This window comes from Thalassospira sp. (assembly GCF_002709775.1).
Taxonomy (GTDB): domain Bacteria; phylum Pseudomonadota; class Alphaproteobacteria; order Rhodospirillales; family Thalassospiraceae; genus Thalassospira.
Window position 1 is genome coordinate 94,054 of sequence record NZ_PAQR01000008.1, and the last position, 21,512, is coordinate 115,565.

General features: G+C 55.9%; 18 protein-coding genes. 14 read left to right on the forward strand and 4 right to left on the reverse strand.

What is annotated here, in order from left to right; translation table 11 throughout:
- The first annotated feature begins 441 nt into the window (after positions 1–441).
- The 4 genes from CMO10_RS04470 (at position 442) to CMO10_RS04485 (ending at position 3,377) form a co-directional block, all read left to right on the forward strand.
- Positions 442–741, forward strand: a complete 300-nt coding sequence (locus tag CMO10_RS04470; protein ID WP_297019061.1) for a hypothetical protein — start codon at positions 442–444, stop codon at positions 739–741.
- Between the two features lie 133 nt (positions 742–874).
- On the forward strand, positions 875–2,089 hold the full coding sequence (locus CMO10_RS04475; protein WP_297019063.1) for a hypothetical protein: 1,215 nt from the start codon (positions 875–877) through the stop codon (positions 2,087–2,089).
- 98 nt (positions 2,090–2,187) lie between these two features.
- Positions 2,188–2,547, forward strand: a complete 360-nt coding sequence (locus CMO10_RS04480; RefSeq protein WP_044829254.1) for a TraR/DksA family transcriptional regulator — start codon at positions 2,188–2,190, stop codon at positions 2,545–2,547.
- 104 nt (positions 2,548–2,651) lie between these two features.
- Positions 2,652–3,377, forward strand: a complete 726-nt coding sequence (locus CMO10_RS04485; protein WP_297019065.1) for a hypothetical protein — start codon at positions 2,652–2,654, stop codon at positions 3,375–3,377.
- 18 nt (positions 3,378–3,395) lie between these two features.
- Here the strand turns inward: CMO10_RS04485 and CMO10_RS04490 are convergent, their stop codons facing one another.
- The 3 genes from CMO10_RS04490 to CMO10_RS04500 form a co-directional block, all read right to left on the reverse strand.
- Positions 3,396–4,124 carry a Crp/Fnr family transcriptional regulator gene (locus tag CMO10_RS04490; protein WP_297019066.1) on the reverse strand — a complete coding sequence of 243 codons (729 nt, stop codon included), beginning with the start codon at positions 4,122–4,124 and terminating at the stop codon, positions 3,396–3,398.
- 168 nt (positions 4,125–4,292) lie between these two features.
- Positions 4,293–4,973, reverse strand: coding sequence for a response regulator transcription factor (locus CMO10_RS04495; protein WP_297019068.1), 681 nt, complete (start codon positions 4,971–4,973; stop codon positions 4,293–4,295).
- 51 nt (positions 4,974–5,024) lie between these two features.
- Positions 5,025–6,428 (reverse strand): cache domain-containing protein, encoded by a 1,404-nt coding sequence (locus CMO10_RS04500; RefSeq protein WP_297019070.1) that lies wholly within the window; start codon positions 6,426–6,428, stop codon positions 5,025–5,027.
- A gap of 434 nt (positions 6,429–6,862) precedes the next feature.
- On the opposite strand from CMO10_RS04500, the gene CMO10_RS04505 reads away from it, so the two are divergent.
- The 4 genes from CMO10_RS04505 to glcF all read left to right on the forward strand — a co-directional run bounded on the left by CMO10_RS04505 (position 6,863) and on the right by glcF (position 14,519).
- Positions 6,863–10,333: a pyruvate carboxylase gene (locus CMO10_RS04505; RefSeq protein ID WP_297019072.1), complete on the forward strand. Its 3,471-nt coding sequence runs from the start codon at positions 6,863–6,865 to the stop codon at positions 10,331–10,333.
- A gap of 15 nt (positions 10,334–10,348) precedes the next feature.
- Positions 10,349–11,833: an FAD-linked oxidase C-terminal domain-containing protein gene (locus tag CMO10_RS04510; protein WP_297019150.1), complete on the forward strand. Its 1,485-nt coding sequence runs from the start codon at positions 10,349–10,351 to the stop codon at positions 11,831–11,833.
- Positions 11,834–11,934: 101 nt separating this feature from the next.
- A complete protein-coding gene (gene glcE, locus CMO10_RS04515) occupies positions 11,935–13,194 on the forward strand; it encodes a glycolate oxidase subunit GlcE (RefSeq protein WP_297019074.1) in 1,260 nt (419 codons plus the stop codon).
- A complete protein-coding gene (gene glcF, locus CMO10_RS04520) occupies positions 13,194–14,519 on the forward strand; it encodes a glycolate oxidase subunit GlcF (RefSeq protein WP_297019076.1) in 1,326 nt (441 codons plus the stop codon). Before glcE ends, glcF begins: the two co-directional genes overlap by 1 nt.
- A 108-nt stretch (positions 14,520–14,627) precedes the next feature.
- Here the strand turns inward: glcF and CMO10_RS04525 are convergent, their stop codons facing one another.
- The gene (locus tag CMO10_RS04525) at positions 14,628–14,927 is read right to left on the reverse strand and encodes a hypothetical protein (protein WP_297019078.1); all 300 of its coding nucleotides are present in this window, start codon (positions 14,925–14,927) and stop codon (positions 14,628–14,630) included.
- Between the two features lie 417 nt (positions 14,928–15,344).
- Here CMO10_RS04525 and CMO10_RS04530 point away from each other — a divergent pair, with 417 nt between their 5' ends.
- The 6 genes from CMO10_RS04530 to phoB all read left to right on the forward strand — a co-directional run bounded on the left by CMO10_RS04530 (position 15,345) and on the right by phoB (position 21,502).
- Positions 15,345–16,379, forward strand: a complete 1,035-nt coding sequence (locus CMO10_RS04530) for a PstS family phosphate ABC transporter substrate-binding protein (RefSeq protein WP_297019079.1) — start codon at positions 15,345–15,347, stop codon at positions 16,377–16,379.
- Between the two features lie 136 nt (positions 16,380–16,515).
- Positions 16,516–17,895, forward strand: a complete 1,380-nt coding sequence (gene pstC / locus CMO10_RS04535) for a phosphate ABC transporter permease subunit PstC (RefSeq protein ID WP_297019081.1) — start codon at positions 16,516–16,518, stop codon at positions 17,893–17,895.
- Entirely contained in the window at positions 17,888–19,237 is a 1,350-nt protein-coding gene (gene pstA, locus CMO10_RS04540; protein WP_297019083.1) for a phosphate ABC transporter permease PstA, read from the forward strand. The genes pstC and pstA overlap by 8 nt, the downstream gene beginning before the upstream one ends.
- Before the next feature lies 1 nt (position 19,238).
- On the forward strand, positions 19,239–20,042 hold the full coding sequence (pstB, locus tag CMO10_RS04545) for a phosphate ABC transporter ATP-binding protein PstB (protein WP_082049784.1): 804 nt from the start codon (positions 19,239–19,241) through the stop codon (positions 20,040–20,042).
- Between the two features lie 21 nt (positions 20,043–20,063).
- Positions 20,064–20,786 (forward strand): phosphate signaling complex protein PhoU, encoded by a 723-nt coding sequence (gene phoU / locus CMO10_RS04550; protein WP_297019085.1) that lies wholly within the window; start codon positions 20,064–20,066, stop codon positions 20,784–20,786.
- Positions 20,787–20,803: 17 nt separating this feature from the next.
- Complete coding sequence (gene phoB, locus CMO10_RS04555) at positions 20,804–21,502, forward strand: phosphate regulon transcriptional regulator PhoB (protein WP_033067877.1); 699 nt, start codon at positions 20,804–20,806, stop codon at positions 21,500–21,502.
- Positions 21,503–21,512: the final 10 nt, after the last annotated feature.

Consider the following 21,512-nt stretch of genomic DNA (forward strand, 5'->3'; position numbering starts at 1 on the left):
CGCCCCCGTGGATTTGTGTGCTTTCTTCGAAAGTATCGCAACAGCTACCCAAAAGGGGTGGTGTATTGATCCTTTCAAACTAGTAAGACATGACGACTTGATAAAGTACAAAATTCACAATTCTGCGTTTTTTGTATCGGTTCAGTACGCGTGATGATTGCAGCTCTCGAACCGTGATTCGCCTTTAGTCGTACTTTTTGATTTGCCGTTTTTCCCTTCGGACGTCGGATGATCTGTATAAACAGTCCAACGCCCATCTTTGATTTTTAATTTTTCGGATTCCAGCCTAACACCGCAGACCCGCAGAAATCAAAGTTTCCTTTAATCGAATATAACGAAATACCTTGTCTGACGGGGACAGAATTCCAGCTGTGGGATTTAAGCCGCGCCCGTCCGACACGATATGTTAGTCTTGCAGAATACGAGACAAGAGTTCTTGCGATGACGCAATCTTACAAACCCGATCAAACAGATGACGGGCCGTCCTTTTTGCCGGGGCCAAAGCCCTCGGCACCGATCCCGCGCTACGAATCGGGATCGGATCAGAATTTGCGTGATCGATTGCGGGCGAGCTCATCGGCGGCATCAAACTTGCCGGCGGAGGTGGATCAGGATGGCTTCAGTGTTGCCGGGGTCGAAGGCATGATTGATCGCAAGAAGGCCAATGTCGCGGCCAAGATTGTCGAAACCGACCCGGATCAGGCGCTGCGCGTTATCCGCAACTGGCTGCTCGAAGAATAATCTTCATTTCAATTCCGCACGCAAACATGCGGTTGGTGCCAACCGGCCGTCTGTCGATAATGCTTTGGATATGCTCCGGTTTTTGTCATGGTTTTGGAAAGACACCAATGTGGCAAGTATTAAGGGGCGGGCTTTGACCGATTTCAGTAAACTGATCACCGACCAGTTTTGCATCTTTGATCCCGACTATATCGCGCAACAAAAGGCCTATGCGGCAAAGCTGGAGCCCCTGCAGGAAAAGCTGATTGCCGCCCAGAAAACCGGCAACAGCATGGCCGCCTCTGATCAGCAGATGATCGAATGCAAATGGCTTTTGCAATATACCGCCGACTGGAAAACGCTTGCCGCCAAGCTTGATGGCTTTGCCAACTCGCTCGAAAACCCCGATCAGGCATGGGCCGAGAAACAGGTCGCCAGCGACGGTTCCTGGGGGCCGTGCTACGACCAATGGTTCCTTAAGGTCGATGCGATGATTGATGCGGTCAATACCCTGGCCGACGAAGGGCAGGCGCCCGAATATCCGCTGACATTTCTTGCACCAATAGCAACGTCTGAGAAAATGATCGCCTGGCTGGATGGCCAGAAAACATCGCGGATTTTTGCCGATGGCCTTGATCGCCGTGATGCGCTGGGGGCTGTGACCGCGGCCCTGTCGCAGATGTGCTTTAAAAGCGAAATCCGCGATTACTTCAAAGCCAACGTGAAGGGCTTTGATCTGACTGATGACTATATCAGTGCCTATAAATCATGGCTTGATGACTGGCAGGATGGCCAAAGCGGCTATTGGGGCGGCTGGTTTGATACGACCGATCAGGGCGTTCTTAAAAGCAATGATCTCAGCCTGACCTTCCACAATATTTCCTATCAGCACGGCAAGGTCGATCTGTGGACGCAGATTTTCAACACCACGCTTGCGATCCGCGATGATGCCTATCCGTTCGGCTGGAAGCACAATGGTGATTTCAACAATCACAACAATTACGACGTCACCAAGATTTTTGATCTCGGCTGGGCAAGTGTCGATGGCACGACCCAGAATGCCGCGTCAAAGGACATTGCGCAGGTGCTGCACTGGTGCCTGACCAAATCCATGACACCCGATGGGGGCTTCATTGATGACCCGACTTTCTATAACTCGGTCGGGGCGGCCTATTATTACGGTGTCTCGTTCCTTGATCAGGCGGGATATTTCGGCACGACCGCACCGTTCTGGACCGATAAGCCATTCCCGGATGGACCGGCGCTTTGTTGCAAAATCCAGAAAAAGATAAAATCCGAAGGCCTTGATGATGACGAGGCCAAGGCAGCGCTTGAAAAGCTTGTCGATGCCTGCGGCAATTGCACGTGATGGGCTTTTTTTGAATAATTTGACCTATGTATTGGCGAAGAACGCCATTGTGTCCCCATATTAAAGGGTAAGAACAACAACACATAACGAGGTTTCGGATGACGGATCGAAAAGACATTGATCTTGCGAAATTGCGCACCCGGTTGGAGGAACGACGGGCCGAGATTCTGGCGCATTCCACGCATTCAGAAGACTACCGCAAGCCGGTCGAACTGGATCAGCAGGCAGTCGGTCGTCTGTCGCGTATGGACGCCCTGCAAAATCAGGAAATGCATCTTGAACAGGAACGCCGCCGCGCGATCGAGTTGGAGCGGATCGAAAAGACCCTCAAGCGCATGGATGACGACGAATACGGTCATTGCCATAATTGTGGCGAACTGATCCAGGCCAAGCGTCTTGAGTTTGATCCGACCACCCCGCTTTGTGTCGACTGTGCCGACCATGTGAGCCACGTCTGACATTCCGCCGTAAAGACATATCCATGAACGCTGCGTGCAGATTGTTCTGTGCGCAGCATTTTCATTAAAGGCAGGAGCAACGTTTGCCAGCGTTCGGGCAGAACATGACAGGACAGATTTCAAAAGGCGGCATTTTGTGCGCGCTTGTGATCGGTCTGTTTATGTTGCTGCTGCTGCTGATCCCCGTACCGGCACGGGCACAGGGCAGTTGCGCACCGATCAGCGCGCCCGAAGCTTTTCTTGAATTCAATCACATGGACCCGATGCTTGACCGTCACCGGTCGGTACGCTGGCTTAACAGTCGTGCGGGCGGAAATCCGCGTTATCTGGTGACGGGCCTCACCGAATATGAAGTGCAGGCGTCATTTGACATGCGCTTTGAACCGCGCGAAGTCGGAGTTGGCCGTTATTGCCTTGATCCGGTGCGGGTCAATCCCAAGGTCGATGTCGTCAAACATCTGGTCTATGTCGCATCCGAACTTCAGCGCGGCACCTGTGAATATGACGTGGTCTATGCCCATGAAGGCGAACACGTCAAAATCAATCAGGGCATGGAAGCCGACATTCGCGCGGCCCTTGATGATCTGGTCAATGATGTCGTGCAAAAGGTCGGCGCGATGTTCCCGATGCCGGCTGACAATGCACAACGTGCCATGCGGCGTCTGATGTCGGAATATGGTCGGGATTTCAAAAGGCGGCTGAATGATATTCGCAGGCGCAGTCGGCTCCGCCATGACCAGATCGACACACCGCGTGAATATGAAAAGCTGTCACTTGCCTGTGGTCCGAACTCTGCCTTCCAGACGACCTTGCAGGAAGCGATGAGATAGCTTTGGGAGCGGTTCGGGTCAGTCCATGCCGTCTGCGTCTGGGCCTTCAACACCGGCAACCTCACGCAGTCCCGGCATATCAAGCCCGAAGATATTGCGCGATTTGAATTCCAGCAGGTCCTGACGTCTGAAATCGGCAATGATCCGGCTGGCGGTTTCGGTGGTGATGCCCAGCATCGCGCCAATATCCTCACGCCCCGGAAGGGTGCAGGTATCGGTCACGTCATCATGCAAAAACAGGCAAAGCCGGGCGACGCGTTCGCGCGCGGTCCCGGTCGACATCTGGGTCAGCCAGTTATCGGATTCCATCACCGCCTGATGCCAGCGTTTCAGCACCTGTTTGTGCAAACGCGGGCTTTCGTTATCAAGCTTCTCGATCACCGCAATCGGGATGCGGCACAGTCTGCTGTCCTGAAGCGCTTCGGCATGGTGGGTGAAGCAATCACTGACCAATGCTTCAAGGCCAATGGTCCCGCCCGGTTTGACAAGGCGCACCACCCGCTGATTGCCATCGGGCAGGTAATGCACAAGTTTCACCAGACCACTGCGCAGGGTAAAGATCGATTGTGCCTGGTCACCGGCATTATAAAGCGTGTTGCGTTTGGGCAGCGTGATGTCTTCAACCGGCATATGGACAAGTTTCAGATCCTCGTCCGTCAGGTTGTTGAACAGGGCAAATTTCCGCACACCGCATTCGCGGCACCGCGCAAGTTCGGGTCGGAATGTGTAGCTTGCTGTATGGTTCACGCTCTCTACCCATGACGTCGGGCTGATCTGGGTGGTCGATCACGCCCGGATACGGTCGGAATTGAAAAGTTTAATCAATCCAATCCTGAACCTAATGTACCGTACCAGAATGTGAAATCAATGCATAGTCATGCTGGTCGGAGCACAACTGTGATCCAGATCGTGATTTCAGCCGTTGGAATCAAGGGTGACCAGACCCTTTTCAATGGCGTAGCGCACCAGACCGGCCGAACTGTCGATATCAAGTTTGCGCTTGATGTTGCGGCGGTGGGTTTCAACCGTGCGGACACTGATGTCCAGTTCACGGGCAACATGCTTGTTGCTCGCCCCCTTGGCCAGAAGGCGCAAGACCGTGCGTTCACGCGATGTCAGCGGCACGCCATCGCTGTTGTTGTCTTCGCCATCGCTGATGCGATCAAAGGTGGAGCTGTATGCTTCCCCGCCATTGGCAACGGTTTCAATCGCACGCACCATGTCGTTTGATGACACGTCTTTAAGGATGAAGCCCTTTGCACCTGCCTGCTGGGCGGTGCGCAGATATTCCGGGTTTTCATGCATCGACAGGATCACGACCTTGGTGCCGGGCAGGGTTTCACGGAACTTTTCAGCCGCTTCAAGGCCGTTCATCACCGGCATCGAAATATCCATCAGAACAATATCAGGATGCAGATCGCCCGCCATGGTAAGCGCTTCCGCCCCATTGCCGGCTTCGCCGACGATATTGATATGTTCAAAGCACTCCAGGCGCGACCTGATGCCATCCATTACAAGGGCATGATCGTCGCAAAGCAAAATCCGCAATGGCCGATCGGTGGAATAAACTTCATTGGGATTTAGGGCATTGGTCATGGGTCGAACATATTCCTGTGGCGTAGCTATCCGGGGTGTGCTTGGGTCAGATTAACCGCTGATTGCGTCCTCTGGTAGGGCATTCTGGCTGTTGGCGGGAATAAATGCTGTGATTTTCGTGCCATCGTCGGGTTCGGAGCGCACCGCAAGCCCGCCGCCATGGAACTCCATGCGTTCGCGCATGTTGCGCAAACCGATGCCGGCGCGCGGATCGCGGTTGCGGATATAGCGGTTGGTTTCAAACCCGACGCCGTTATCGACAATGCGCATGATGATGCTCTGGCCTTCGCGCTTGATCGAGATTTTCACAACCGTTGCATCGGCATGGCGTTCGATATTGGTTAGCGTTTCCTGCAGCACGCGATAGAGCGTCGTCTTCTTGCCGATATCAAGCTGACCATCGACATTGTCGCATTTTACCTCGATCAGGATGCCCGACCGGTCTTGCAGTTCCGCACACATGCTTTCGATTGCCGGTTTCAGGCCAAGGTCATCAAGTACGGCCGGGCGCAAATCGCGCGAAATGCGTCTGACTTCATGAATGGCGTCCTGCAATCGCTTGGCGGCCTTTTCCATCGGCTCCATCGCGTTGTCACGGTTTTGCGTGATCCGCGCAATCGCGGTTTCGACGGAATATTTGACCGACACCAATATCTGGCTGATGCCGTCATGCAGCTCGCGCGACACCCGAAGGCGTTCCTGTTCCTGCACATCAACAACTCGGTGGGTCAGTTCCTTAAGCTTTGAGTCGGCCAGCTTGCGTTCCGAAAGGGTGACAACCGTGCCCGAAATCCCCACCAGCAGAACGGCCAGAATGGTGACGCCAATAATGGAAATGGTGGTTTCGCGGATATGGGTGGAAACCTCTGTCTCGATCTCGGTGACCTGCTCGGCGATATCGTCGATATAAATCCCGGTCCCGATCATCCAGTCCCACTTATCAAGCATTAGGGAATAACTGATCTTTTCGGTGGGCTCCCCGGTCGATGGCTTGTCCCAGACGTGGCGCATGAAATCACCACCCTTTTCCGCATTGAAAATCAGGCCCTGAATAACCGTATTGCCATTGATGTCACGCAGGTTCCAATAGGTCCGCCCGAGGCGCCAGGGTTCTGGCGGGTCGACCAAGGCCGTGCCATCGCGATCATAAATAAAGAAATAGCCATCCTCGCCATAACTCAGGTCTTCGATGATCGCCTTCACACGTTCCTTTGAAACCGCATCAAGCGGGCTTGCCACCGAATAGATGTGATCGATCGAGGCCATCGCGAGCTCGAGATAGCTTTTAAGCTCATCCTTGCGGGCCTGCAGGATATTGCGTTCAAAGGTCCTGATCTCGGCCTCGGCCAGACGTTCGGCCTGGGCAAAGACCAACCAGGAGATCGCAGAAGCTGCAAGAACCAGCGGCAGGATCGAGAGCAGCAAAAACTTTAGTCGAAGATTAAGCTTCGGCATGGGTCTAACCGTTTCGGGATTTTCAGTTTTTCTGATCGCGGACAATAGCATATCCGCGCCAAAAGTCGCTGAAAGATCGCGGTTTTCAAGCCACGCGGGTTGAGAAGGTCCGGGCAGCCTGTTCCATATGGTGAAAAGAAACTGGTCGGGCTTTTCGAAAATTGGTATTACCAATTCGTGAGATCATGCTTTGACAGGGAGAGGGCAATGCGCATATACCAGAACCGTCGCCTGCCCACCGGGCGCCGAAAGCTCTGGATGCATTGCACAAGATCTCCGCGTGCCGGCATCCCGTATCGCCACAAAAGGTATGGCGTTGCAGGCATCCCCGCACCGCAACGCATTCAAGGACCATATCGTGGCGTTTCACTAGGTTTTGGCAGGCGCGCACAGGCACGTTCCTGCCAGGAAAATGTGGTAGGAGCCCGGTGTCCATGACGCGTTCAGCACCAAAGCGTATCCGTAAACTTCTGGTCGCCAACCGTGGCGAGATTGCGATTCGTGTTTTGCGAGCCGCCAACGAACTTGGCATTCGCACAGTCGCGATCTTCTCTGACGAGGACCGTTTCGCCCTTCACCGTTTCAAGGCTGATGAAAGCTACACGGTGGGTAAGGGCAACAAACCCATTCGTGCCTATCTTGATATCGAGGACATCCTGCGCGTTGCGCGCGATGCCGATGTCGATGCCATCCATCCGGGCTATGGCTTCCTGTCGGAAAATCCCGACTTTGCCGATGCCTGCGCCGAAGCCGGCATTCAGTTTATCGGCCCGGACTCGGAAGTCATGCGCACCCTTGGCAACAAGGTCTCTGCGCGCAATCTGGCCGAAAGTGCCGGTGTGCCGGTCATGCCAGCCTCAAGTGCGCTTCCCGAAGACATGGCAGAAGTCACCCGCATTGCCGAGGATATCGGCTATCCCCTGATGCTGAAAGCCAGCTGGGGCGGCGGTGGCCGTGGCATGCGCGTCATTGAAAATGGCAAGGATCTGGCGGGGCAGGTGCTGGCCGCACGCCGCGAGGCCGAGGCCGCCTTTGGCAATGGCGAGGTTTACTTTGAAAAGCTGATCCGCCGCGCCCGCCATGTCGAGGTACAGCTGCTGGGCGATACCCACGGCACCCTCGTCCATCTTTATGAACGTGATTGTTCCGTGCAGCGCCGAAATCAAAAGGTCGTCGAACGCGCACCGGCTCCGTACCTGAATGATGACCAGCGCAAGGAAATCTGTGACGCGGCCATTCGTCTGGGCAAGGCGGCCAATTACGTCAATGCCGGTACGGTCGAATTCCTCATGGATGTCGACACATCCAAATTCTATTTCATCGAGGTCAACCCGCGCATTCAGGTCGAACACACCGTCACCGAATGCGTCACCGGCTTTGACCTGGTCAAGGCACAGATTCTGATCGCCCAGGGCGGGCGCATCGGTTTCCCGTCCGAAACCGGTATCCCCTGGCAGGAAAAGATCAAGCTGCGTGACCACGCGCTTCAATGCCGCATCACCACCGAAAACCCGGAAAACAACTTTGTCCCCGATTACGGGATCATCAAGGTTTACCGTGGGGCCAACGGTTTTGGCATTCGTCTGGATGGCGGCACGGCCTATTCCGGGGCGGTGATCACGCCGTTCTATGACAGCATGCTGGAAAAGGTCACCGCATGGGGCAGCACCCCGCGCGAGGCCGTGGACCGTATGGATCGTGCGCTGCGTGAATTCCGTATTCGCGGTGTGGCCACCAACCTTGCCTTCCTTGAAAACCTGATCAATCACCCGAAATTCCGCGCCGGTGAATACACCACCCGCTTCATTGACGAAACGCCCGACCTGTTCAAGTTCGTGCGCCGTCGTGACCGTGCGACCCGTTTGCTGCGCTTCATCGGTGAAGTCGCGGTCAATGGCAACCCGGAAGTCGAAGGCCGCGTGGTGCCGACCAATCTGCATGACCCGGTCATGCCAAAATCAATCGATCTTGGCGAAATTCGTCCGGGTACGAAGCAAAAGCTTGATCAGTTGGGCCCCGAAGGTTTCTCGCGCTGGATGAAGGATCAGGAACGCGTCCTGATGACCGACACCACCATGCGTGATGCCCATCAATCGCTTCTGGCAACCCGCATGCGCACCTATGACATGCTCGAAATTGCGCCTTACTACGCGCATGGTCTGCCGGAACTGTTTTCGATTGAATGCTGGGGCGGCGCGACGTTTGACGTTGCCATGCGCTTCCTCAAAGAAGACCCGTGGGATCGTCTGGTCAAGCTGCGCGAACGTGTGCCAAATATCTTAACCCAGATGCTGCTGCGCGCATCGAACGCCGTTGGTTATACGAACTATCCCGACAATGCCGTGGATTACTTCGTCAAGCAGGCGGCTGAACACGGCATGGATGTCTTCCGCGTGTTTGATAGCCTCAACTGGGTTGAAAACATGAAGGTCGCGATGGAATCGGTTCTCAAAACCGACAAACTCTGCGAAGCGACCATCTGTTACACCGGCGATATCTACGATACCAAACGCCCGAAATATAACCTTGATTACTATGTGAATATGGCCCGGGAACTTGAATCCTCCGGTGCCCATATTCTCGGTCTCAAGGATATGGCGGGTGTCCTGCGTCCGGCGGCTGCGCGTGAACTTGTCACAGCCCTTAAGGACACGGTCAATATCCCGATCCACTTCCACACCCACGACACCAGCGGCATTTCCGCCGCCACCGTGATTGCGGCCATTGATGCCGGTGTTGATGCGGTCGATGCGGCGATGGATTCGATGTCGGGTCTGCCATCGCAGCCAAACCTGGGTTCGATTGCCAATAACTATATCGGTCAGCCGCGTGATCCGGGTCTCAAGACCGAGGCGCTCAAGGAAGTCTCGACCTATTGGGAACAGATCCGCCGTTACTATGCCGGTTTCGAAAGCGACATCCGCAGCGGCACCTCGGACGTTTATGTCCATGAAATGCCGGGTGGCCAATACACCAACCTGCGTCAGCAGGCCCGTGCATTGGGGATCGAGGATCGCTGGCCCGAAGTCTCCAAGGCCTATGCTGCGGTCAACCGCATGTTTGGCGATGTCGTCAAGGTGACGCCAAGCTCCAAGGTTGTTGGCGACATGGCGCTGATGATGGTGACATCCGGTTTGTCTGAGGAAGACGTTCTTGATCCCAAAAAGGACATCACCTTCCCCGACAGTGTCATTTCCTTCTTCCGGGGTGAAATCGGTCAGCCGGTTGGCGGCTTCCCGCCCGCCCTGCAGCGCAAGGTGCTGAAGGGTGGCGAGGCGCTTACCGATCGTCCGGGCAAATCACTGCCGCCGATTGATTTCGAAGCCACCCGCAAGGAAATCGAAAAGAAGACCCATCGCAGCAACATCACCGACGCCGAGGTTGCATCCTATGTGATGTATCCCAAGGTGTTCCTTGATTACGCCGAACACCGCAGCCACAACGCCGACGTTTCGGTTCTGCCAACCCCGGTCTTCTTCTACGGGATGAACCAGAATCAGGAAATTTCGGTCGATCTTGAAAAGGGCAAAACCCTTGTCATCCGCTATCTGACCACATCAGAAGCCGGCGACGAGGAAGGCAACCGTACCGTGTTCTTCGAACTCAACGGTCAGCCGCGTACCGTCAAGGTCGCCGATAAAACACTGGCCGGTTCGGGCAAGGCAAAACCAAAGGTCGAAGACGGCAACAAGCTGCATATCGCAGCCCCGATGCCCGGTCTCGTGGTCGAGGTGCATGTCTCCGAAGGTCAGAAGATCAAGGCGGGCGATGTCATGTGCTCGCTCGAAGCGATGAAAATGGAAACCGCGGTTCACGCGGAACGGGACGGGACCGTGGCCAAAATCCACGCCCCTGCCGGTACACAGGTCGACAGCAAGGATTTGCTGGTCGAATTGGAGGAGTAACCACCGATGCTTAGGATGCCTGAGCCTGATCAGAACACCCTTGCACGTCGCAAGGACATTATCGCGGCCATGCGGGACATCATCCCGTCACCGGGCGGGGTTATTGTCGATGATGATCAGCTCAGGCCCTATGAATGCGACGGGCTGATGGCGTACCGCCAACTGCCGATGATTGTTGTGCTGCCTGAAAACACACAGCAGGTCGCAGACATCCTGAAATATTGTCATACCCATAAAATCCGTGTCGTTCCGCGCGGTGCAGGTACCGGCTTGTCCGGTGGCGCACTGCCGATGGCCGATGCGATCACCATCAGTATGATGAAATTCAATCGCGTGCTCGACATCGATTGGGACAACCGGGCGGCCGTCGTGCAGCCCGGTGTCACCAACCTTGGCATCACGCGCGCGGTCGAACACGAAGGTTTCTATTACGCGCCCGATCCCTCAAGCCAGATCGCCTGTTCGATTGGCGGCAATATCGCTGAAAACTCCGGCGGGGTGCATTGCCTGAAATACGGCCTTACCACCAACAATGTGCTCGGCGTCGAGATGGTCACCATCGAAGGCGAAATCCTGCGCATCGGCGGCAAGGGCCTTGATCAGGCGGGCTATGATTTGCTCGGCATCGTCACCGGCTCCGAAGGGCTGCTTGGTATCGTGACCGAGGTGACGGTGCGCATCCTGCGCAAACCTGAAACTGCACGCGCTTTGTTGCTGGGCTTTAATTCATCCGAAGAAGGCGGCAATTGCGTTGCGGCCATCATTGCCGCCGGGATCATTCCGGGCGGGCTTGAAATGATGGATGCCCCGGCGATCAAGGCGACCGAGGAATTCGTTCAGGCCGGCTATCCGCTCGATGTCGAAGCCCTGCTTCTGGTCGAACTCGACGGCCCGCAGGTCGAAGTCGATTACCTGATCGACCGGGTTGGCAAGATCGCCAAGGATTGTGGTGCGGTCTATTCCCGCATTTCCGAGAACGAGGAAGAACGCCTGCTGTTCTGGTCGGGCCGCAAAAACGCCTTCCCGGCGATTGGCCGTATTTCGCCTGATTACATGTGCATGGATGGCACCATCCCGCGTGGTCGCCTGTCCGAAGTTCTCACCGGTATGCAGAACCTCTCGAAACAGCATGGGCTCGGCGTTGCCAACGTCTTCCATGCCGGTGATGGCAACTTGCATCCGCTGATCATGTTTGATGCCAACAAGCCGGGCGACCTTGAAAAGGCCGAGGCATTCGGTGCTGACATCCTGAAACTCTGTGTCGCGGTCGGCGGTGTTCTGTCGGGTGAACATGGCATCGGTGTCGAAAAGCGCGACCTGATGGGCGAGATGTTCACAACTGATGACATGAAGCATCAGGAACGCATCAAAATGGCCTTTGACGAAGACCAGTTGCTCAACCCCGGCAAGGTATTCCCGACCTTGCATGGCTGTGGGGAGCTTAAAACCCTGCATGCCAAGGCGGTGGCTGACAAGTTCCCGGATATCCCGCGCTTCTAGGATTGGCGCATCAAGACAAGACCAAAGAAGACAAAACAAAAGGCCTGCCAATCGGCTCCCGCAAATCCGGTTGATCAGGCTCAGGAGAGGAAAAGAGAGTTATGGTGGACGTACTTTCCCCCACCACGCCGGACCAGCTGCGCGATGCAGTCGGTTGGGCGCTTGGATCAGAGACCCCGCTTGAAATCATCGGTTCCGGCAGCAAACGTGCCTATGGCCACAATGTTCAGACCAACGCGGTGCTGGATTGCTCAAAACTGTCGGGCATCCTGTTTTATCAGCCCGAAGAACTGGTGATTTCCGCGCGCGCCGGAACGCCGCTTGCCGAAATCAAGGCGGCCCTGGCCGAGAAGAATCAGCAATTCCATTTCGAACCGGGCAATTTCCCGGGCCTTCTGGACGCTTCAAACGGTCCGGATGCCGGAACCATTGGCGGGCTTGTTGCCTGCAACATTGCAGGCCCACGCCGGATCAAGGTCGGGGCTGCCCGCGATCACCTTTTGGGGTTTGAAGCGGTTTCGGGTCGGGCGGAGGATTTCAAATCCGGTGGCCGGGTGATGAAAAACGTGACCGGCTTTGATCTCTCCAAACTGATGGCAGGTGCCTTTGGTACCCTTGGGGTCATGCATACCGTGACGCTCAAGGTCATGCCAAATGACGAAACATCCGCCACCGTGATTGTCGCCTGCAGCGACCCGCGCGCGGCGGGCAAGGCCATGACATTGGCGATGCGCAGTGAAAACGAAGTCTCCGCCGCTGCCTGGATCGCGCCTGAAGACGCCCCGCATTTGGATGTGCCGCTGGCTGGTGAATATGGCAGTGGCCTTGTGGTGCTGCGTATCGAAGGCCCGCAACCTTCTGTCGCATGGCGGGCAGATGCGCTTTGTCGCGCGCTGGCCGATTTCGGCGAATGTCATGAAGTCCCGGAAAGTCACAGCCACAGCATCTGGAAGGTGGTCGCCGATGTCGCCCCGTTTGCGGCCGCTGAAAACAGTGACAGCACGCTTTGGCGCGTCTCGGTCCCGCCGGCAAGCGGGGGCGATGTTTGTGCCCAGCTGATCGAAAAGGCTGGCGGACGGGCCATGATGGATTGGGCCGGTGGCCTGATCTGGTTGCAGGTGCCCGGATCGGACATCCCTGCGGCAACGGTAAGTGCCGTTCGCGATATCGCCGCTGCGGCTGGCGGGCAGGCCGTGCTGGTGCGGGCGTCAGGTGAATTGCGCAAAACCATCCCGGTCTTCCATCCGGAAAACCCGGCACTTGCGCGCATCAATGCCAAGATCAAGGAAAACCTCGATCCGCATGGCATTCTCAATCCGGGGCGGATTGCTCCCATCTCTCAGAACGGGGAGGGCGCATAATGCAAACCAACTTCTCAGCAGAACAGCTTCAAAACCCGGCGATTGCCGAAAGCGAACAGATCCTGCGTAAATGCGTGCATTGCGGGTTCTGTACTGCGACCTGTCCGACCTTTGTGACACTGGGTGACGAACTCGATAGCCCGCGTGGCCGCATCTATCTGATCAAGGACATGCTGGAAAATGACAAGCCGGCAACCGAAAAGGTGGTCAAACACCTTGATCGCTGCCTGTCCTGTCTGTCTTGCACCAGCACCTGTCCGTCCGGTGTCGATTACATGCACCTGATCGACAATGCGCGCGCCCATATCGAAGAAAACTATGAACGCCCGCTAGGTGATCGTTTGCTGCGCAAGCTGCTGTCGATTGTCGTGCCCAACCCGACCCTGTTCCGGATGTCGCTGATCGGGGCGAAATTTGCCGCACCCTTTGCGCGTCTGATGCCGGGTCGGCTCAAGGGCATGGTCAAGATGGGCGCACGCCACATGCATCCGCCAAGCTGGGTCGACAAACCCCAGGTGATCCCGGCGATTGGTGAACGCAAGGGCCGCGTTGCCATCCTGATCGGCTGTGCCCAGCAGGTGCTTGAAACCGAAATCAACGAATCGACGGTTCGTCTACTCACCCGCCTCGGGATCGAGGTCGTGGTTGCCAAGGGTGCCGGTTGCTGCGGGTCGCTTGTCCATCACATGGGCAAGGAAGAACAATCGCATACTCAGGCCAAGGGCAATATTGACGCCTGGACCGCTGAAGTCGCGGGCGAGGGGCTTGATGCCATCGTCATTACCGCGTCTGGCTGTGGCACGACGATCAAGGATTACGGCCATATGCTGCGCCATGATGCGGCCTATGCCGACAAGGCGGCAACGGTGTCCGGCCTTGCCAAGGATATTACCGAATATCTCGCTAGCCTTGATATTGATGGTGCGATCTTTGCCGGGGCGACCCACGGGAATCCCCGTGTCGCCTATCATTCGGCGTGCTCGATGCAGCACGGCCAGAAGATCACCCGACCGCCGCGTGATCTTCTTAAGCAGGCCGGCTTTGATGTCGCTGAAATCGCCGAAGGCCACCTGTGCTGTGGTTCGGCCGGGGTCTATAACCTGCTCCAGCCCGAAATCGCCGGCCAACTTCAGGAACGCAAACGCGGCAATATCCGCGCGACCCAACCTGATCTGGTCGCCACCGGCAATATCGGCTGCATGGTGCAGATCGAAACCGACGATCTTAAGGTCATCCATACCGTTCAGCTGCTTGATTGGGCTGCCGGTGGCCCGGTGCCCGAAAAACTGCGCAACCGGTTTGAAGCGACCGAACTGGCGGGCTAGGCCACCTTCGCTTCAAATCGCCAAAAGAAAAAGGACGGCAGGGAAACCCTTGCCGTCCTTTTTGTATCTGACCATCCGCGTTTGGATGGTGCGCCAGATGGCGGCTTATTATTCTTCGTTGCCAAGCAGGCTTTTAACAATGCCCTCAGCAGCCGAGCTTTCGCTGCTGTCTTCGGCATAGGCCGAGGTCTTGTCGCGAATCCACTGAACGGCTGCGGCCTCATCGACATCGACTTTCTGTGCAACCTGGGTCAGAACCGCCTCAATTGCCAGAACGTGGGATGCCACGTTGTTCACGGCGACATGAAGGTCATCAATATGACGCGATGCGGCTTCGGACATATCGCCCAGTTCGCCAGACAGCTTCTGAATCAGTTCCTGAATCTCGTCGAGTGAGGCGTTGCTCATATCTTGCTCCTGTTGTGCCTGCAAACAATGCGCGGCGTTTTTTGGTCCCTATTGCCCAACAGTTGCGTGTAATGGGAGCCATGTAAAGGCCTAGGTGGCAATTATCGCCAATTGGCTAAGCCGGTCACGATGGATCAGCTGTCGGACGGCTGGATCCGGCAAATGTGACAGTTATTGTTACAGTCTGTCGTAAATGACCCGTAAATGGCGTGTTGAAACGAAAATCCATCCTTTTCAGGTGCGCATGTAAATCCGCTAAGTCATTGATCTTACGTGCTCGAAGTCGCGTTTTTTACTGCCCTGATACGTTGTCACATAACGTTAACAAAAGCGACACAATACCGTAAGCACCCAGCGGTAGAGTCCGCCTCGCAGATCGTTGCACCGTTCCGAAGTGGAACTACCATTGGGGAATTTATGATGAAGAAGACTCTTGCTGTTGCGGCGCTGATGAGCGTTGCCTTTGCTGGCGCTGCCGAAGCACGCGACCAGATTCGTATCGTTGGTTCGTCCACCGTCTTCCCGTTTGCAACCGCAGTTGCAGAAGAATTCGGTAAAACCACCTCTTTCAAAACGCCGGTTATCGAATCTACCGGTTCTGGCGGTGGTCTGAAGCTGTTCTGCGCCGGTGTTGGCGAACAGCATCCGGACATCACCAACGCTTCGCGTCGCATCAAGAAGTCCGAAGTTGAGAAATGCGCAGAAAACGGCATTTCGGAAGTTACCGAAGTTAAAGTTGGTTACGACGGTATCGTTCTGTCGAACTCCAACGCTGCGCCGCAGCTTGACCTGACCAAAGAGCAGATCTTCCTTGCTCTTGCTAAAACCGTTCCGTCCAAAGATGGCCAGTCGCTCGTAGACAACTTCTACACCACCTGGTCGGAAATCGATCCGAGCCTGCCGGACGTTAAAATCGAAGTTCTCGGCCCGCCGCCGACCTCCGGTACCCGTGATGCCTTCACCGAGCTGGTACTCGAAGAAGCTTGCGAAGAGTTCCCGGTTATCGCCGCTCTTGAAGAAACCAACAAAGACCAGTTCAAAGCTGTCTGCGCTGGCGTTCGTGAAGACGGTGGCTATGTTGAAGCTGGCGAGAACGACAACCTGATCGTTCAGAAACTCGAAGCTAACCACGATGCACTCGGCATCTTCGGCTTCTCCTTCCTTGACCAGAACGGTGACAAGCTTCAGGGCTCGCTCATCGGTGGCGTTGCTCCGACCTTCGAAGCAATCTCTGCTGGCGACTACCCGGTTTCCCGTTCGCTGTACTTCTACGTGAAGAACGCGCACGTTGGCACCATCCCGGGCATCAAGGAATATCTTGCTGAATTCACCGCTGAAAAAGCATTTGGTGAAGAAGGTTACCTTGCTGACCGTGGCCTCATCCCGATGGATGCAGCTGAGCGTGAAGCCGTTCGCAACGCAGCGATGAACCTTTCGCCGCTGAGCATGTAACGCGATCTTTCAACCGGTGGCAGCCTTGTTCTGCCACCGGTTTCTTTGTTTCTCGACTTGATTTGTTTATTGTTTCTGTCCTATTGGCCTCACGAACTGACTTCTGCAGGCTCATCTGGCGAACGGATCTAACATAATGTCCCTGTCTTTCCTGTTGCTCGCGGTTGCCGCACTTTGTGCGCTGTCCTTTTATTTTGGACGCCAGCGGGCCGTAGCGCTCTCGGGCGGCCGACACAGCAATCTTCATTCCTTGCCGGTTCACTACGGGGCTTACACAGCAGCATGGTGCGGTCTTCCCGCACTCGCACTGCTTTTGATCTGGTACATGTTCCAGGGTTCGGTCATCGAAGCCCTGATCGTGTCCGACTTGCCGCAGGAAATTCTTGATGACTCCGGCCGTCTGTCGCTTGCGCTGAACTCGATTTCACTGATTGCAGCGGGCAATGGCCAGCACCTGACGGTCGAACCGGAAATTGTTGATGCCGGTCGCCGTCTTGCCAACATCCAGACGATTGCCAACGCCGCACTGGTCGTTGTGATGCTGAGCGGCGCGGTCCTTGGCCTGTCGCTTTCCTATCGCAAGATCACAGCCGACATGCGCGCACGTAACAATATCGAACGCATCGCGCGCTATGTGATGATTGCCTGCTCGGCGATTGCGATCCTCTCCACGGTCGGTATCGTCTTCTCGCTTCTGTTCGAAGCGCTGCACTTCTTTACCAAGATCAACCCGCTCGAATTCCTGTTTGGTCTGGAATGGAGCCCGCAAACCGCGATCCGCGCCGATCAGGTCGCATCCGAGGGTGCCTTTGGCGCGATCCCGCTTTTTGTCGGGACACTGCTGATTACCCTGATCGCCATGTGCGTTGCGGTGCCGATCGGTTTGTTCTCAGCCATCTATATGGGCGAATATGCCTCTCCGAAATTCCGTGCGATTGCCAAACCGGCACTGGAAATCCTCGCAGGCGTTCCCACGGTTGTTTACGGCTTCTTTGCAGCCCTCACCGTTGCACCGTTCCTGCGTGATAACGGTGCGATCCTGGGCCTTGATGTCAGTTCCGAAAGTGCGCTGGCAGCGGGTCTGGTCATGGGCATCATGATCATTCCGTTTGTCTCATCGCTTTCTGATGACGTCATGTCGCAGGTGCCGAAATCTCTGCGCGATGGCTCGTATGGTCTGGGTGCCACCAAATCGGAAACCATCCGCAACGTGATTTTCCCGGCGGCTCTTCCTGGCATCGTCGGGGCGGTGTTGCTCGCGGTGTCGCGTGCGATTGGTGAAACCATGATTGTTGTGATGGCGGCTGGTCTTGCTGCGAACATGACGGCAAACCCGCTTCAGGCTGTAACAACCGTCACGGTGCAGATTGTCACCCTTCTGGTCGGGGATCAGGAGTTTGACAGTGCCAAAACCCTCTCGGCCTTCGCGTTGGGGCTGGTTCTTTTCCTTGTCACCTTGGGCTTGAACGTATTTGCCCTTAAGGTTGTTCAGAAGTATCGCGAGAAATATGACTGATATGGCATCTCTTATGGAAGACAGAGCTGCGGCCAAAGTGATCTCTGACAATCTGCGTAAGCCGGTTGACTGGGACAGCCCGAAAATCGCCCGTAACATCAAAAAACGTTACGCCGCCGAACGCCGCTTTAAAATCTATGGCCTGGTTGCGATCGGTATCGCGCTTCTGGCGCTTTGCATGCTGGCAACCTCGATCGGCTCGAAAGGCTACAGCGCCTTTTACCAGACCTATGTTCAGCTCGAAGTGCATTTCGATCCGGCGGTGATTGATCCGGATGGCACCGGTGATCCGGCCGTGATTGGCCGTGCGAACTTTGATGGTCTGATCAAGCAGTCCCTGCGGGATCGCTTCCCGGACGTGACCTCGCGCAGTGACAAGCGTGACCTTTATGGCATCGTATCGGGTGGCGCTTCTTATGATCTGCGTGAACGGGTTCTCGAAAATCCGAGCCTGATCGGGCAGACGCGCACCATCTGGCTGATCTCGGGTGATGATTTCGATATGCTGAACAAAGGCTATATCGATCCGACCGTTGCTGAAGGCGACCGTCGCCTCAATGATCAGGAAGTCAGCTGGTATAACGACCTCGTCGAAGCCGGCGCGGTGGAAAAACAGTTCCACACCCGCTTCTTCACCAGCGGTGACTCCCGCGAGCCGGAACTGGCTGGCATCTGGGGGGCTGCGGTTGGTTCGTTCTATACCCTGCTTGTGACCCTGGCCCTGTCCTTCCCGATTGGTGTTCTGGCCGCGGTTTACCTGGAAGAGTTCGCACCGAAGAACCGCTTCACCCAGATTGTCGAGGTCAACATCAACAACCTGGCTGCTGTGCCGTCCATCGTCTTTGGTCTGCTTGGTCTTGAGGTGTACCTCAATGTCATGCACTTGCCGCGTTCGGCCCCGGTTGTCGGTGGTTTGACGCTGGCCCTGATGACGCTGCCGACCATCATCATTGCCTCGCGGGCTGCGATCAAGGCGGTGCCGCCGTCGATCCGTCAGGCTGCATTGGGTCTTGGGGCATCCCCGGTTCAGACCGTGACCCATCATGTCCTGCCGCTTGCGATGCCGGGCATCCTGACCGGGACGATCATTGGCATGGCACAGGCTTTGGGTGAAACCGCACCGCTTCTGATGATCGGTATGGTGGCCTTTATTGTCGATATCCCGGGCGGGGCACTTGACCCGGCAACGGTTCTGCCGGTCCAGATCTATCTGTGGGCGGACAGCCCGGAACGTGCCTTTGTCGAGAAAACCTCGGCAGCGATTATGGTGTTGCTGGCATTCCTTGTCCTGATGAATGGACTGGCTGTGTATCTGCGCAAAAAATTTGAACGGAAGTGGTAAAATGGCTGCTGTATCCCAGAGCGCAATGGCGGCAAAGCCGTCGGTCGAAAATCCGAAAATGACTGCGCGTAACCTTGATCTTTTCTATAGCGACAATCAGGCCCTGTATGAGGTCGACCTGGATATCGCCGAAAAGCAGGTAACCGCGCTGATTGGCCCGTCGGGCTGTGGTAAATCCACCTTCCTGCGCTGCCTTAACCGCATGAATGACACCATTGACGGTGTCACCATCAAAGGCGAAGTCACCCTTGATGGCCGCGACATCTATGACAAGCGCATCGACGTGGTTCAGCTGCGCGCACGCATCGGCATGGTGTTCCAGAAACCGAACCCGTTCCCGAAATCGATCTATGACAACGTGGCCTATGGCCCGCGTATTCATGGTCTGGTCAATTCCCGTGACGAGCTTGACGAAATCGTCATGACCTCGCTTGAGCGTGCCGGTCTTCTCAAAGAAGTCAAAGATCGCCTGCAGTCGCCGGCAACCGGTCTTTCCGGTGGTCAGCAGCAGCGCCTTTGCATCGCACGTGCGGTCGCCGTTAGCCCGGAAGTCATCCTGATGGATGAGCCGTGCTCGGCCCTTGATCCGATCGCGACTGCGAAGGTCGAGGAACTGATCGACGAGCTGCGCTCAAACTACACGATCGTGATTGTGACCCACTCCATGCAGCAGGCTGCCCGTGTGTCACAGCGCACCGCGTTCTTCCATCTCGGCAAGCTGGTCGAAGTCGGCGAAACCGATCAAATCTTTACCAACCCGAAGGACGAACGCACCAAGGGTTACATTACCGGCCGCTTCGGTTAAGTGAGCCAGGAGTACGCATAAATGGCTGAAGAACATACCCATATCGTAAGTTCGTTCGACGAGGAACTGACCCGTCTGAACAACATCATCTCGCAAATGGGCGGGCTTGCCGAAAGCCAGCTTATTTCCTCGATCCGCTCCATCGTCAAACGCGATTCCGAGCTGGCCGAAAAAGTCATCCTGTCCGATCAGCGCATCGACGTTCTCGAACAGGAAGTCCAGGACTTTGCCGTCCGTCTGCTGGCGCTCCGTCAACCGATGGCAGATGACCTGCGTCAGGTCGTAACGGCCCTTAAGCTGTCAAACGATCTTGAACGCATCGGTGATCTTGCGAAAAACATCGCCAAACGCGCACAGGTGCTCAACCAGATCCCGCCGATCCGCCCGGTCCAGGCGATCCCGAACATGGCCAAGCTGGCCCAGGAAATCATCAAGGATGTCCTGGACGCCTATATCGAAAGCGACGCCGACAAGGCCCACCGTGTCTGGGAACGCGATCAGGAAGTCGATGACATGTACAATTCGCTGTTCCGCGAATTGCTGACCTACATGATGGAAGATCCGCGCAACATCACCGCGTCGACCCATTTGCTGTTCATTGCCAAGAACATCGAACGTATCGGTGACCACGCCACCAACATCGCCGAAACGATCTATTACCGGATCAAGGGCGAAGACCTGCCGGGCATTGAACGGCCAAAAAACGACGCAGCGAACTTCGCTGTTGTCGAACCAAATGAGTGACACTGGAGCATAGGAAGATGGACCCAACGGTTCTTATCGTCGAGGACGAGGCTGCAATCGTAACCATGTTGCGCTACAACCTCGAACGAGAGGGGATGCAGGTTGTCGAAGCCGGAGACGGTGACGAAGCGTTGAAAATCATGGCTGAAACCCATGTCGATCTTGTCTTGCTCGACTGGATGCTGCCGGTGATGTCGGGCATCGAAGTCTGCCGTCAGATCCGTCGCAAGCCTGAAAGCCGCGATTTGCCGGTGATCATGGTCACTGCACGCGGCGAAGAAGGCGACCGTATCCGTGGTCTTGATACCGGTGCTGATGACTATGTCACCAAGCCGTTTGCCATTGGCGAGCTGCTGGCGCGTATCCGTGCGCTTCTCCGCCGATCCGGTCCGGCGCAACCACAAGGGCAGTTGATCTATTCCGATATCGAAATGGATCTCGCCGCTCACCGTGTCAGCCGCAATGGCAAGGCCATCCATCTTGGCCCGACGGAATTCCGTCTGCTGCGCTATTTCCTTGAGCATCCGGGGCGTGTTTTCTCGCGCGAACAGTTGCTTAACGCAGTCTGGGGCCCGAACATCTATGTCGAAACCCGCACCGTTGACGTCCATATCCGTCGCCTGCGCAAGGCACTCAATGACGTCAAAGGGACCCGCGATATCATCCGCACTGTCCGTGCGGCAGGTTATGCGCTCGACTCAGAAACCGCTGCCTAAGCCGGTTTCG

Excerpts from the sequence above, each read along its gene's own strand:
- CMO10_RS04470 (WP_297019061.1), top strand. The coding sequence starts at position 442 with ATGACGCAATCTTACAAACCCGATCAAACAGATGACGGGCCGTCCTTT.
- CMO10_RS04480 (WP_044829254.1), top strand. The coding sequence starts at position 2,188 with ATGACGGATCGAAAAGACATTGATCTTGCGAAATTGCGCACCCGGTTG.
- CMO10_RS04485 (WP_297019065.1), top strand. The coding sequence starts at position 2,652 with ATGACAGGACAGATTTCAAAAGGCGGCATTTTGTGCGCGCTTGTGATC.
- CMO10_RS04495 (WP_297019068.1), bottom strand. The coding sequence starts at position 4,973 with ATGACCAATGCCCTAAATCCCAATGAAGTTTATTCCACCGATCGGCCA.
- CMO10_RS04500 (WP_297019070.1), bottom strand. The coding sequence starts at position 6,428 with ATGCCGAAGCTTAATCTTCGACTAAAGTTTTTGCTGCTCTCGATCCTG.
- CMO10_RS04505 (WP_297019072.1), top strand. The coding sequence starts at position 6,863 with ATGACGCGTTCAGCACCAAAGCGTATCCGTAAACTTCTGGTCGCCAAC.
- CMO10_RS04510 (WP_297019150.1), top strand. The coding sequence starts at position 10,349 with ATGCCTGAGCCTGATCAGAACACCCTTGCACGTCGCAAGGACATTATC.
- glcE (WP_297019074.1), top strand. The coding sequence starts at position 11,935 with ATGGTGGACGTACTTTCCCCCACCACGCCGGACCAGCTGCGCGATGCA.
- glcF (WP_297019076.1), top strand. The coding sequence starts at position 13,194 with ATGCAAACCAACTTCTCAGCAGAACAGCTTCAAAACCCGGCGATTGCC.
- CMO10_RS04525 (WP_297019078.1), bottom strand. The coding sequence starts at position 14,927 with ATGAGCAACGCCTCACTCGACGAGATTCAGGAACTGATTCAGAAGCTG.
- CMO10_RS04530 (WP_297019079.1), top strand. The coding sequence starts at position 15,345 with ATGATGAAGAAGACTCTTGCTGTTGCGGCGCTGATGAGCGTTGCCTTT.
- pstC (WP_297019081.1), top strand. The coding sequence starts at position 16,516 with ATGTCCCTGTCTTTCCTGTTGCTCGCGGTTGCCGCACTTTGTGCGCTG.
- pstA (WP_297019083.1), top strand. The coding sequence starts at position 17,888 with ATGACTGATATGGCATCTCTTATGGAAGACAGAGCTGCGGCCAAAGTG.
- pstB (WP_082049784.1), top strand. The coding sequence starts at position 19,239 with ATGGCTGCTGTATCCCAGAGCGCAATGGCGGCAAAGCCGTCGGTCGAA.
- phoU (WP_297019085.1), top strand. The coding sequence starts at position 20,064 with ATGGCTGAAGAACATACCCATATCGTAAGTTCGTTCGACGAGGAACTG.
- phoB (WP_033067877.1), top strand. The coding sequence starts at position 20,804 with ATGGACCCAACGGTTCTTATCGTCGAGGACGAGGCTGCAATCGTAACC.